Annotated in this window: 7 protein-coding genes; 4 read left to right on the forward strand and 3 right to left on the reverse strand. The window is 70.5% G+C overall.

Features of this window, described 5'->3' with window-relative positions; translation table 11 throughout:
- Positions 1-11 precede the first annotated feature (11 nt).
- The gene (locus OHT74_RS27100; protein ID WP_266994090.1) at positions 12-1,622 is read left to right on the forward strand and encodes a glycoside hydrolase family 13 protein; all 1,611 of its coding nucleotides are present in this window, start codon (positions 12-14) and stop codon (positions 1,620-1,622) included.
- Positions 1,607-2,626 carry a LacI family DNA-binding transcriptional regulator gene (locus tag OHT74_RS27105; RefSeq protein ID WP_443047572.1) on the forward strand — a complete coding sequence of 340 codons (1,020 nt, stop codon included), beginning with the start codon at positions 1,607-1,609 and terminating at the stop codon, positions 2,624-2,626. The genes OHT74_RS27100 and OHT74_RS27105 overlap by 16 nt, the downstream gene beginning before the upstream one ends.
- Before the next feature lie 71 nt (positions 2,627-2,697).
- Here OHT74_RS27105 and OHT74_RS27110 read toward each other — a convergent pair whose 3' ends face one another.
- Both OHT74_RS27110 and OHT74_RS27115 read right to left on the reverse strand, forming a co-directional pair.
- Positions 2,698-3,855, reverse strand: coding sequence for a hypothetical protein (locus OHT74_RS27110; RefSeq protein ID WP_328621662.1), 1,158 nt, complete (start codon positions 3,853-3,855; stop codon positions 2,698-2,700).
- A gap of 53 nt (positions 3,856-3,908) precedes the next feature.
- Positions 3,909-4,973, reverse strand: coding sequence for a gluconolaconase (locus tag OHT74_RS27115; RefSeq protein ID WP_266667621.1), 1,065 nt, complete (start codon positions 4,971-4,973; stop codon positions 3,909-3,911).
- Between the two features lie 487 nt (positions 4,974-5,460).
- Between OHT74_RS27115 and OHT74_RS27120 the strand changes: the two genes are divergently transcribed.
- Together OHT74_RS27120 and pulA are read left to right on the forward strand one after the other, a co-directional pair.
- Positions 5,461-7,170 carry a carbohydrate-binding module family 20 domain-containing protein gene (locus OHT74_RS27120; protein WP_328621663.1) on the forward strand — a complete coding sequence of 570 codons (1,710 nt, stop codon included), beginning with the start codon at positions 5,461-5,463 and terminating at the stop codon, positions 7,168-7,170.
- Positions 7,171-7,267: 97 nt separating this feature from the next.
- The gene (pulA, locus tag OHT74_RS27125) at positions 7,268-12,610 is read left to right on the forward strand and encodes a pullulanase-type alpha-1,6-glucosidase (RefSeq protein ID WP_328621664.1); all 5,343 of its coding nucleotides are present in this window, start codon (positions 7,268-7,270) and stop codon (positions 12,608-12,610) included.
- On the opposite strand, the gene OHT74_RS27130 is transcribed toward pulA, so the two are convergent.
- Positions 12,597-13,133 carry a GNAT family N-acetyltransferase gene (locus OHT74_RS27130; protein ID WP_266667627.1) on the reverse strand — a complete coding sequence of 179 codons (537 nt, stop codon included), beginning with the start codon at positions 13,131-13,133 and terminating at the stop codon, positions 12,597-12,599. The genes pulA and OHT74_RS27130 overlap by 14 nt on opposite strands.
- Positions 13,134-13,148: the final 15 nt, after the last annotated feature.

Here is a 13,148-nt window from a genome sequence, read left to right on the forward strand (position 1 = left end):
CCAAGGACGACATGACCCAGCACCTCGCCGACGCACTTCCCACCACCACCGGCACCCGGCCCGGCTGGTGGAGAGAAGCGGTGATCTACCAGGTCTATCCGCGCAGCTTCGCCGACTCCAACGGGGACGGCATGGGGGACCTCGAAGGCATCCGCAGCCGACTGCCCTACCTCAAGGAGCTGGGCGTCGACGCCGTCTGGCTCAGCCCGTTCTACGCCTCCCCGCAGGCCGACGCCGGCTACGACGTCGCCGACTACCGGGCCATCGACCCCATGTTCGGCACCCTGCACGACGCCGACGCCGTGATCCGCGAAGCGCACGAGCTGGGCCTGCGGATCATCGTGGACCTCGTTCCGAACCACTGCTCCGACCAGCACGAATGGTTCAAGCAGGCGCTGCGGGAAGGCCCCGGCTCCCCGCTGCGCGAGCGCTTCCACTTCCGTCCGGGGCAGGGCGCCGACGGCTCCGAGCCCCCGAACGACTGGGAGTCCATCTTCGGCGGGCCCGCCTGGACGCGCGTCGCCGACGGCGAGTGGTACCTGCACCTCTTCGCCCCCGAGCAGCCCGACTTCAACTGGGAACACCCGGCCGTCCAGGACGAGTTCCGCTCGATCCTGCGCTTCTGGCTCGACCTCGGCGCCGACGGCTTCCGGATCGACGTCGCCCACGGCCTGGTCAAGGCCCCCGGCCTGCCCGACCTCGGCCGCGACGAGCAGCTCAAGCTGCTCGGCAACCAGGTGCTGCCGTTCTTCGACCAGGACGGCGTCCACGAGATCTACCGCTCCTGGCGGACCGTGCTCGACGAGTACGCCGGCGACCGCATCGGCGTCGCCGAGGCCTGGACCCCGAGCGCGGACCGTACGGCCCTGTACCTGCGGCCCGACGAGCTGCACCAGGCGTTCAACTTCCACTACCTGAACACCGGCTGGGACGCGGCTGCGCTGCGCGGCGCCATCGACGACTCGCTCGACGCGATGCGTCCGGTGGGGGCGCCGACGACGTGGGTGCTGTCCAACCACGACGTCGTACGGCACGTGACGCGGTACGGCGGCGGCGCGCAGGGCCTGGCCCGGGCGCGGGCCGCGGCGCTGCTCATGCTGGCGCTGCCCGGGTCGGCGTACGTCTACCAGGGCGAGGAGCTCGGCCTGCCGGAGGTGACCGACCTGCCGGACGAGGTGCGCCAGGATCCCTCCTTCTTCAAGGAGAACGGCCAGGACGGGCTGCGCGACGGCTGCCGCGTGCCGATCCCGTGGTCGGGCGACCAGGCCCCGTACGGCTTCGGCGACGGCGGCAGCTGGCTGCCGCAGCCGGCCGAGTGGGCGGGCCTGAGCGTGGCGGCCCAGACGGGCGACCCCGCCTCGACGCTGGAGCTGTACCGGGCGGCGCTGCGGATCCGCCGGGAGCGGGCCGACCTGGGCGCGGGCGACGCGGTGGAGTGGCTGGAGGCGCCGGAGGGCGTGCTGGCGTTCCGGCGCGGTGACTTCGTCTGCACCGTGAACACGACGGGGGAGCCGGTGCGGATGTCCCCGCCGGGGACGGTGCTCCTGGTGAGCGGCGACGTGGCGGACCAGGCGGATCCGGGAGTCCTCGGGGCCGACACGGCGGTGTGGTGGCAGGGGTGACCTCCCCGCTCCGGCTGACGGACATCGCCGCGCAGGCCCAGGTCAGCGAGGCGACGGTCAGCCGTGTGCTCAACGGCAAGGCGGGCGTGGCGGCCGGCACCCGGCACAAGGTGCTCGCCGCCATGGACCTGCTCGGCTACGAGCGGCCCGTGCGGCTGCGCCGGCGCAGCAACGGGCTGGTGGGGCTCCTGATCCCGGAGCTCACCAACCCGATCTTTCCGGCGTTCGCGCAGGTCATAGAGCAGGCGCTGGCCGGCCACGGGTACACGCCGGTGCTGTGCACGCAGACGCCGGGCGGGGCCACCGAGGACGAGCTGGTGGAGCAGCTCGAGGAGCGGGGGGTCACGGGGATCGTCTTCCTGTCCGGCCTGCACGCGGACTCGACGCTGGACCCGGCCCGCTACCAGCGGCTGTCCGCGAGAAATGTCCCCTTCGTCATGATCAACGGCTTCAACGAGCACGTGAACGCCCCGTTCATCTCCCCGGACGACCGGGCGGCGGCGGACATGGCGGTACGTCACCTGGCGGACCTGGGGCACCGGCGGATCGGCCTGGCCATAGGGCCGACGCGCTACGTCCCCTCGGCCCGCAAGGAGCAGGGGTTCGTCGGCGCTGTGCCGGATGCGGAGTCGGAGGGGCTCATCCAGCGCACGCTGTTCACGGTGGAGGGCGGCCACGCGGCGGGCGGAGCCCTGCTGGACCGCGGCTGCACCGGCATCGTGTGCGGCAGCGACCCGATGGCGCTCGGCGTGATCCGCGCGGTGCGCGAGCGGGGGCTGCGGGTACCGGAGGACGTGTCGGTGGTCGGCTTCGACGACTCGCCGCTGATCGCCTTCACGGACCCGCCGCTGACGACGATCCGCCAGCCGGTCCGCGCGATGGCGACGGCGGCGGTCGGAGCCCTCCTGGAGGCGGTCGGCGGCACCCCGGTCCAGCGCACGGAGTACGTGTTCCAACCGGAACTGGTGGTGAGGGGGTCGACGGCCCAGGTCCCGGAGGACTAGAGGACCAAGGGGCGGGGCGGGGCGGGCATGGGCAACGTCTTGCCCATGCCCGCCCGGCCGTGGAGGACGTCCTACGCCGAGACCTTGCCTACGCCGCCCATGGGCTGCGTGTCGCGTTGGGTGATCTGCCAGAGCTGGGCCTCACGGTTGCTGACGTAGATCTGGCCGCCGGCGGTGTCCAGTGCGAGGCCTTCGCAGTTCGCCAGGCCGCTGGCCACCACGCGCTGCGAGCCGTCGGCCAGGGTGATCTCGTACAGGCGGCCGTTCACGTGGTCGATGGTGAACGCCTTGCCGTCGCCGGTGAGTTCCACGCGGATGGTGCTCGCCGTGGGGAGGGCGGTCACGAGGCGCTTCGCGCCGTCGGCCAGGTTGACCTCGTACAGGTTGTAGCCGTGGTCCTTCTGGCCGACGTACGCCTTGCCCTTGCCGTCCAGCGCCACCGCGGAGACGCCGACGGGCAGGCCGGTGGCGACCGTGGTCTTCTGCCCGTTCTGCAGGTCGACCGCTGTCAGCTTCCCCTCGCTGTGGCTGACGACGTAGGCCTTGCCCGCCCCGTCCAGCGCGAGGCCGTACGCGCCCGGGACGCTGGCGACCGTGCTGGAGGTGCCGGTGGACAGGTCCACCGCGAGCAGGCGCCCGCTGCCGTAGTCGGCGGCGTAGGCCTTGCCCTTGCGGTCCAGCTTCACATCGCAGATGTCGCCCAGGCCGCTCGCGACCACGCGCTGCGCGCCGGTGGCCAGCTTCACCGCGGACAGCTTCTGGCCGCCCCGGTCGGCGACGTACGCCGTGTTCTGCGACGGGTCCACCGCGAGGCCCTCGGAAGTGCCCAGGCCCGTCGCGATGAGGGCGAAGCTCCGCCGGGTGGCCATGAGCTTCGACAGGTCTTCGAGCTTCGGCATGTCGTCCTCGCCGATGCTCACCCTCGGCGGTCCGGCCGCCTTCAGGGTCGACGAGGCCATGGCGGACGTCGAACCGGGGTTCTCGGCGACCTGACGCTGATCGGCGGACGCATCATGGAATTTCTGGAAGAGGGGACCCAGGAAACCCATGACGTCGAACGCGCCGTGCGCCGTCTGGCGCACGAGCCACGGGTCGCGCTCGCTCTCCATTTTGCGTACGGCTTCCGATACGTCGCCGGCGCCGGGGGTGTCCTTGCCCAGTGCTTCACCGGACTGTTTGGCGGAGTCGGCTTCGCTGCCGCCACCGTCGAAGATGTTTCCGAATGACACGAGAGTTCCTCCTGATGTGGCTGTTCTGGCCTGCCCGGTGGGTGGTCGCCTTTTCAGAGAGGCTGTTTCTGGCTCTCGTAGTCGAGTGTCTCGGGCTGGAAGACCCGGTGTTCCCCGGTGCGGACGGCCACGATTTCGGCCGATCCCTTCTGCATGAACCTCTTGCCTTCATCGGCCAGATCGAAGTTGCTGCGGTCCTCGACGGAGTCGCCGAGTTTCCATGCGACGACCCGGGAGTACTTCGGCTCCTTGGCCTGCGGGGGAGTTCCCCTGACCTCCACCGGCTTCGGGTAGTACAAGGCGACCCAACCGCCGAAGGTGACCGGGAATTCGTAGTCGAACTGCCTCACCTGGCGGCGGGTCGTGGCCATGACGTCCGCCCGGCTCATCACTTCCAGGCTGACCGACGACTGGTGTTTCCATTCGGTGGTCAGCGAACCGCTGACGGAGGCGGTGACGCCGAGCAGCAGGTCCGCCCACAGCTCACCGGTGCCCGTGGCGGTGGTCGTGGCCTGCGTCGTGCTCGTCGCCTCCGTCTGGGACTCCTGGTCGACGCCCTGGTTGTCCTTGCTGTTCTTCAGGGTGGTCTTCTGGTACTGCTGCATCGCCATGCTCTTCTGCATCTCCTGCTGGAGCGATGCGATGGATTTCGCCCCGAAGGTGAGCTTCACCTCGCCCTGGAGCGACCAGCTGACGGTGTTCGAGACAGAGAACTCGACCGTGTCCGTCACGGTTATTTTGACGGGGTCGGTTCCGTTGATGTACGTCTGCTTGGAGATCATGTCGGGCGGGGGCTGCGTGATGTCGCTCCGTTCCTCGACGACCGGTACGCCCATGTTCATGAACGCGCGCCACCCGCGCTCCTGCGCCGTCTTCTCGTCCTCGGGAAACTCGCCGTAGCGCTTCTTGTTCAACGAGAACCCGATGGGGCTGATCGGCTCGCCCCCTCCTTCGGGGGTCCTCTTCAGCGCGCCCCGCTGCTTGTTCCGCTCCAGGATGGCTTCGGCCTTGGCCGGGATTTCGAGCTCGTCCTGGTTCCGCGTGGTGAGCGGGTGGCGCATGAACACGTCGTTGATATAGGCCTTGCCCACATCACTCTTCGCGCTTTTCTCCGACATGTACCTGAGGTCTCCCTGAGTCGCGGAAATGAATGATCTTTCCGGTGCATGGTGAAACTACGCGGCCGGTGCAAGATGATCATCGAGCGAAAATGGTCATGGGGTGAAAATCGGACAACCCCCGCTCCACCTGCGGGGATCACCCTTTCGGTGAAGGTCGGACCGACCCGTCCCCCGGCGGCGCGGGACGTCCGGTGTGGCCGGATCCGCGGTCCCGGACCGCGTACGGGGCCGGGGGTGGTCGGGAAGTGGCGGGGATGTGCCGTTGCCGGGAACGCGCCGCTTTCGCGGGAGTGCACCGGTGCGGGCCGGAGTCGGCCGGAGTCGGCCGGAGTTGGTCGGGCCGTCCGGGGATGGCCGCCCCACCTGTCCGGCAGGACACGCCCCGGAAACAATTCTGCAATCTCTTGCGCAAACTCTTGCAGCGTCCTTACCTGGCCCTTACGGTCGCTGGAATCCCCACCTCTCCCGCCAGGAGGCCCCCCGCATGCCTGCCAGAGCCGTCAGAGCTGCAACTCTTTTCGCCGCGACCGCACTTGCCGCCGCCGCCCTCACCGGCCCGGCACCGCAGGCCGTTGCCGCCGCGCCCGGCGACAAGGACGTCACCGCCGTCCTCTTCGAGTGGCGCTTCGAGTCCGTCGCCAGGGCCTGCACCGATGCGCTCGGGCCCGCCGGGTACGGGTACGTCCAGGTCTCGCCGCCCCAGGAGCACATCCAGGGCTCGCAGTGGTGGACCTCGTACCAGCCCGTCAGCTACAAGATCGCCGGTCGGCTCGGGGACCGGGGTGCGTTCAAGGCCATGGTCGACACCTGCCACGCCGCCGGGGTCAAGGTCGTCGCCGACTCCGTGATCAACCACATGGCGGCCGCCGACGGTATCGGGACCGGTGGATCTTCGTACACGAAGTACGGCTATCCCGGGGTCTACTCCGGCTCCGACATGGACGACTGCCGCGCGACCATCTCCAACTACCAGGACCGGGCCAACGTCCAGAACTGCGAGCTCGTGCAGCTGGCCGATCTGGACACGGGCGAGGACTACGTGCGGGGCCGGATCGCCGGGTACCTGAACGACCTGCTGTCGCTGGGTGTCGACGGCTTCCGGATCGACGCCGCCAAGCACATGCCCGCCGCCGACCTGGCCAACATCAAGGCCCGGCTGACCAACCCGGGCGTGTACTGGAAGCAGGAGGCGATCTACGGCGCCGGTGAGGCCGTCTCGCCCTCCGAGTACCTCGGCAACGGCGACGTGCAGGAGTTCCGTTACGCCCGGGACCTGAAGCGGGTGTTCCAGAACGAGAACCTCGCCTACCTGAAGAACTTCGGCGAGGCCTGGGGGTACATGGCGAGTGGGCAGTCCGCCGTCTTCGTCGACAACCACGACACCGAGCGGGTCGGCGACACCCTCAACTACAAGGACGGCTCCGCCTACACCCTCGCGGGCGTCTTCATGCTGGCCTGGCCGTACGGGTCCCCCGACGTGCACTCCGGGTACGAGTGGACCGACAAGGACGCCGGCCCGCCGAACGGCGGTACGGTGAACGCCTGTTACAGCGACGGGTGGAAGTGCCAGCACGCCTGGCGGGAGATCTCCTCCATGGTCGGCTTCCGCAACGCGGCCCGCGGCCAGGCCGTCACCAACTGGTGGGACAACGGCGGCGACCAGATCGCCTTCGGGCGCGGCGCCAAGGCGTACGTCGCCATCAACCACGAGGGCGCGGCCCTCACCCGGACCTTCCAGAGCTCGCTCCCGGCCGGCGACTACTGCGATGTGCAGAGCGGGCGTGCGGTCAGCGTGAATTCGGCCGGGCAGTTCACCGCCACCCTCGGGGCCGGTACCGCCCTCGCCCTGCACGTGAACGCCCGTACCTGCACCGGCGGCGGGACCACGCCTCCGCCGGCGGCCGCAGGCGCCTCGTTCGCCGTCAACGCCACCACCGCTCCCGGGCAGAACATCTACGTCACCGGGGACCGCGCCGAGCTCGGCGGCTGGAACACGGGCAGCGCCCTCAAGCTCGACCCCGCCGCCTATCCCGTCTGGAAGCTCGACGTGTCGCTCCCGGCAGGGACCGCCTTCTCGTACAAGTACCTCCGCAAGGACGCCGCCGGGAACGTCACCTGGGAGGGCGGGGCCAACCGCGCCGCCACCGTCCCGGCGAGCGGCAAGGTCGTGCTGAACGACACCTGGCGCAACTGAACCCCTCCCTCCGCAGACCAGGGCCGCCCGGCATCCAGAACCCCGCCATCCGCCGGGCGGCCCTCATCCACGTGACACGTACACAAGGAGACCTGCCTTGATACGCCCCGCCGCAGGAGTGATCGCCGCCGCCCTGGCCGTGACGCTCCTGCCCGCCCTCCCGGCAGCGGCCGCCGCGCCGCCCGCCCCGCCCTCGGATGCGAAGCTGGCCGCCGAGCCGGCACGCCACGACCTGACCCGGGAGCAGTTCTACTTCGTCCTCCCGGACCGGTTCGCGAACGGCGACCCGCGCAACGACACCGGCGGCCTGACCGGCACGCGGCTCGAGACCGGGCTGGACCCGACGGACAAGGGCTTCTACCAGGGCGGCGACCTCAAGGGGCTGACCGACCGGCTCGACTACATCAAGGGGCTCGGCACCACCGCCATCTGGATGGCGCCGATCTTCAAGAACCAGCCGGTGCAGGGGAAGGGGGCCGATGTCTCCGCCGGGTACCACGGGTACTGGATCACCGACTTCACGCAGGTCGACCCGCACTTCGGCACCAACGCCGACCTGGAGCGGCTGATCGACAAGGCGCACGCGAAGGGGATGAAGGTCTTCTTCGACGTCATCACCAACCACACCGCCGATGTCGTCGACTACCGGGAGCAGTCGTACTCCTACCTGTCGAAGGGGGCCTTTCCCTATCTGACCAAGGGCGGGGTGCCGTTCGAGGATGCCGACTACGCGGACGGGAAGAAGAAGTTTCCGCAGGCCGACGCCGAGTCCTTCCCGCGGACACCGTTCGTGCCCGATGCGAAGAAGGGGCTGAAGGCTCCCGCCTGGCTCAACGATCCGACGATGTATCACAACCGGGGCGATTCCACCTTCGCAGGGGAGTCCTCCGACCAGGGTGACTTCTTCGGCCTCGACGACCTGTGGACCGAGCGCCCCGAGGTCGTCGGCGGGATGGAGAAGATATACGAGAAGTGGGTCAAGGACTTCGCGATCGACGGCTTCCGCATCGACACGGTCAAGCACGTCAACACCGAGTTCTGGACCCAGTGGGCCACCGCCCTCGACAAGTACGCCGCCCAGCGCGGCCGGAAGAACTTCTTCATGTTCGGCGAGGTCTACTCCGCCGACACCGCCGTCACCTCCCCGTACGTGACGCGCGGGCGCCTCGACGCCACCCTCGACTTCCCGCTCCAGGACGCGATCCGCGCGTACGCCTCCCAGGGCGCGGCGGCCTCGCGGCTCGGCTCCGTACTGGGTGACGACTACCGGTACACCACGGACAAGGCGAACGCGTACGAGCAGGTCACCTTCCTCGGCAACCACGACATGGGCCGCTTCGCGAGCTTCCTGAAGCAGGACCGGCCGGGGGCGGGGGAGCAGGAGCTGCTGGACCGGTACAGGCTCGCCAACGAGCTGATGTTCTTCTCCCGGGGCAACCCGGTGGTCTACTCCGGCGACGAGCAGGGCTTCACGGGCGCCGGCGGTGACAAGGACTCGCGGCAGCCGCTGTTCGCCACGAAGGTCGCCGACTACCTGGACGACGACCAGCTCGGAACGGTGCGCACGCATGCGAGCGACGCCTATGATCCGGGACACCCGCTCTACAAGCAGATCAGCGCTCTCTCGAAGCTGACGAAGGACCACCCGGCCCTGCGGGACGGCGTCCAGAGTGAACGTTTCTCCGACGGATCCGTCTACGCCTTCGCCCGTACCGACGCCCGCAGCCGCACCGAGTACCTGGTCGCCGCCAACAACGCCGCCGAGGCGCGGACCGTCGAACTCGACGCCCCGGCAGGCGCCCAGTACCGCACCCTGTACGGCGGCACCGCGCTGATCCGGTCCTCGGCGGCCGGCAAGCTCACCGTCACCGTCCCCGCCCTCGGCTCGGTGGTCCTCCAGGCCACCGCCCCCCTCGCCGCCCCCGCCGCCAAGCCCGCCCTCACCCTCAAAGCCCCGGCCCCCGGCGCCACCGGCACGGTCGAGCTCTCCGCCGACCTCACCGGCGGCGGCCTGAACCGGGTCGTCTTCGCCGCCCAGACCGGCACCGGGAAGTGGCAGGTCCTCGGCTCCGCCGACCACGCCCCGTACAAGGTCACCCAGCACATCACGGCCCCGGCCGGCACCGCGCTGCGCTACAAGGCCGTCGCCGTCGACTCCGCCGGCCGTACCGCGAGCGCCCTCGCCGAGTCCGTCGCCGGCCAGGTCCCGCCCGTGCAGCCCCCGACCGCCACCCAGCGCGACTACGCGGTCGTCCACTACAACCGCCCCGACGGCGACTACACCGACTGGCGGCTCTACGCCTGGGGCGACATCGCCGACGGCGAAGCCACGCCCTGGCCCGCCGGCCACGACTTCACCGGCCGCGACGCGTACGGCGCCTTCGCCTACGTCAAGCTCAAGCCCGGTGCCTCCTCCGTCGGTTACCTCGTCATCGACAAGGACGGCAACAAGGACGTCGCCGCCGACCGCACCCTCGACGTGACGAAGACCGGCGAGGTCTGGCTCGAGCAGGGCAAGGAAGCGGCCCGCACCGACCGCCCCGCCTACCCGCCGCAGGACGAGACCATGGCCGTCCTCCACCACCGGCGCGCCGACGGCGCCTACGACGGCTGGGGCCTGCACGTCTGGACCGGCGCCGCGACCCCGACCGACTGGTCCAAGCCGCTGCTGCCCGTCCGCACCGACGCCTACGGCGCGGTGTACGAGGTCCCGCTCGCGGCCGGGGCGACCAGCCTCAGCTACATCCTCCACAAGGGCGACGAGAAGGACCTCCCCTCCGACCAGTCCCTGGACCTGAAGGCCACCGGCCACGAGGTCTGGATGCTGGGCGGCCGGGCCCCGTACCTCCTCCCGCAGCCCGCCGGTTCCTCCGCCGCCCTGGACCTCACCAAGGCCCAGGCCGTCTGGATCGACCGCGACACCCTCGCCTGGAACGCCCCCGCTGCCGCCGCCTCCGTCCAGCTCCTCGCCTCCCGCGAAGGCACGATCACCGCGGAGAACGGCATCCTGCACGCGGACGGCGCGCAGTGGCTGCGCCTGTCCAAGGCCGAGCTCACCGCCGCCCAGAAGCAGAAGTTCCCCCACCTGGCGACGTACGCCGCCTACTCCGTCGACCCGCGCGACCGGGACCGCGTACGGGAGGCCCTGCGCGGCCAGCTCGTCGCGAGCGCCCGCGCCGCGAACGGCGCCGTCCTGGCCGCCACCGGCGTGCAGCTCGCCGGCGTACTCGACGACCTGTACGCGAACACGGCCACACTCGGCCCCGTCTTCAAGGACGGCCGCCCGACCCTCTCCGTCTGGGCCCCCACCGCCCAGCAGGTCGCCCTCGAGCTCGACGGCCGCACCGTCGCCATGCACCGCGACGACACCACCGGCGTCTGGTCGGTGCGCGGCGAGCGCAACTGGACCGGCAAGCCGTACCGCTACGCCGTGACCGTGTGGGCCCCGAGCACCCGCCAGGTGGTCCGCAACCTGGTCACCGACCCGTACTCCACCGCCCTGACCACCGATTCCACGTACAGCCTGGCCGTCGACCTGGCCGACCCGAAGCTGGCCCCGCCCGGCTGGGGGGTACTGCGCAAGCCCGCGCCCGTCCCCTTTACCTCGGCGCAGATCCAGGAGCTCCACATCCGCGACTTCTCGGTCGCGGACCGTACGAGCACCCACCCCGGCCAGTACCTGGCCTTCACCGACACCGGCTCGGCGGGCATGCAGCACCTGCGCGCGCTGGCCGCGTCCGGCACCTCGTACGTCCACCTCCTGCCCGCCTTCGACATCGGGACCATCCCGGAGAAGGCCTCCGACCGCACCGAGCCCGCCTGCGACCTGAAGGTGTACGCGCCGGACTCCCCGGAGCAGCAGGCCTGCGTGGCCGCCGCGGCCGCGAAGGACGCCTACAACTGGGGCTACGACCCGCTGCACTACACGGTGCCGGAGGGCTCGTACGCGAGCGACCCCGACGGCACGGCCCGGACGGTCGAGTTCCGCAGGATGGTCCAGTCGCTGAACGGGGCCGGCCTGCGCACGGTGATGGACGTGGTCTACAACCACACCGTGGCGTCCGGCCAGTCCGACAAGTCGGTGCTCGACCGGATCGTGCCCGGCTACTACCAGCGGCTGCTGGCGGACGGCTCGGTCGCCAACTCCACCTGCTGCGCCAACACGGCTCCCGAGAACGCCATGATGGGCCGGCTCGTCGTGGACTCGATCGTCACCTGGGCCAAGGAGTACAAGGTCGACGGCTTCCGCTTCGACCTGATGGGCCACCACCCGAAGGCGAACATCCTGGCCGTCCGTAAGGCCCTCGACGCGCTGACCGTCGCCAAGGACGGCGTCGACGGCAAGAAGATCATCCTCTACGGGGAGGGCTGGAACTTCGGCGAGGTCGCGGACGACGCCCGCTTCGTCCAGGCCACGCAGAAGAACATGGCCGGCACCGGCATCGCCACCTTCTCGGACCGCTCGCGCGACGCGGTCCGCGGCGGCGGCCCCTTCGACGAGGACCCGCGCGTCCAGGGCTTCGCCTCGGGCCTGTTCACGGCCCCGAACGCCTCACCCGCCAACGGCACCGCGGACCAGCAGCGGGCCCGGCTCCTGCACGCCCAGGACCTGATCAAGGTCGGGCTGTCCGGCAACCTCGCCTCGTACGCCTTCACGGACACCGCGGGCCGGCGCACCAAGGGCTCCGAGGTGGACTACAACGGATCGCCGGCCGGCTACGCGGCGGCCCCGGGCGACGCCCTCGCCTACGCGGACGCCCACGACAACGAAACCCTGGCCGACGCCCTGACGTACAAGCTCCCGGACGGCACCTCCACCGCCGACCAGGCCCGTATGCAGGTCCTGGCCATGGCAGTCGGCACCCTCTCCCAGGGCCCGTCGCTGTCCCAGGCGGGTACGGACCTGCTCCGCTCGAAGTCCCTGGACCGCAACTCGTACGACAGCGGCGACTGGTTCAACGCCGTCCACTGGGACTGCCGTGACGGCAACGGCTTCGGCCGCGGGCTGCCGCCGGCCGCCGACAACGGCTCCAAGTGGCTGTACGCGAAGCCCCTGCTGGCCGGCCGCACGGCACCCGCCTGCGCCGACATCACCGGAGCCTCGGCGGCCTACCGCGACCTGCTGCGGATCCGTACGACGGAACCGGCCTTCGCCCTCACCACACCCGAGGCGGTCCAGGCCGCGCTGGCCTTCCCGCTCTCCGGCAAGGACGAGACCCCCGGGGTGATCACCATGACCCTCGGCAACCTGGTGGTGGTCTTCAACGCCACGCCCGCCGCCCAGACCCAGCGCATCCCGGCCCTCGCGGGCACCGGCTACGCCCTGCACCCGGTCCAGGCGACCGGGTCCGACCCCGCGGTCAAGCAGGCGGCGTACGACGCACGGACAGGAGAGTTCACGACCCCGCCCCGCACGGTGTCGGTCTTCACACGACGGTGAGCTGATCGAGGCGCTTCTCGAGCAGGATCACCCCGTACACCCGGCCGTCCTTGCCCTCCTTGTGGGGGAACTCCCCGACCACCCGGTAGCCCGCAGCCCGGTAGTACGCGAGCAGCCGGGGGTTGGTGGAGACGCAGTCCAGCCGCGCCCGCGGCAATCCTGACCCGGCGATCCGGCGCTCGGCATGTTCGAGCAGCCGGCGCCCGGCTCCCGCGGGCGCGGTTTCGCGTTCCACCATCAGCCGGTGCACGTAGCCGGCGACCGGCGGCTGCACGCCCCAGGCCTCCTCGTCGGACCACCACAGCTCGTACGCGCCGATGATCCGCCCGTCGCTGTCCCCGGCGAGCCACACCTCGCCCTCGCGCATCTTCGCCAGGAAGTGCGCGGCGTCCTTGTCGCCGGGCTTCCACTGGTCGATCCCGTGCTTGCGCATCCACCGGGCGGCCTGGTCGTGCAGGGCCACCAGGGTGGCGGCGTCCTTCTCCACGGCCCGCCGGAACAAGATCCCGTCATCAATGATCACGCGGGTATTATCACG

The sequence above is a fragment of the Streptomyces sp. NBC_00354 genome (assembly GCF_036106915.1).
Classification (GTDB): Bacteria; Actinomycetota; Actinomycetes; order Streptomycetales; family Streptomycetaceae; genus Streptomyces.

Coding starts and splice junctions, on each gene's coding strand:
- OHT74_RS27100 (WP_266994090.1), top strand. CDS start 12: ATGACCCAGCACCTCGCCGACGCACTTCCCACCACCACCGGCACCCGG.
- OHT74_RS27115 (WP_266667621.1), bottom strand. CDS start 4,973: ATGTCGGAGAAAAGCGCGAAGAGTGATGTGGGCAAGGCCTATATCAAC.
- OHT74_RS27120 (WP_328621663.1), top strand. CDS start 5,461: ATGCCTGCCAGAGCCGTCAGAGCTGCAACTCTTTTCGCCGCGACCGCA.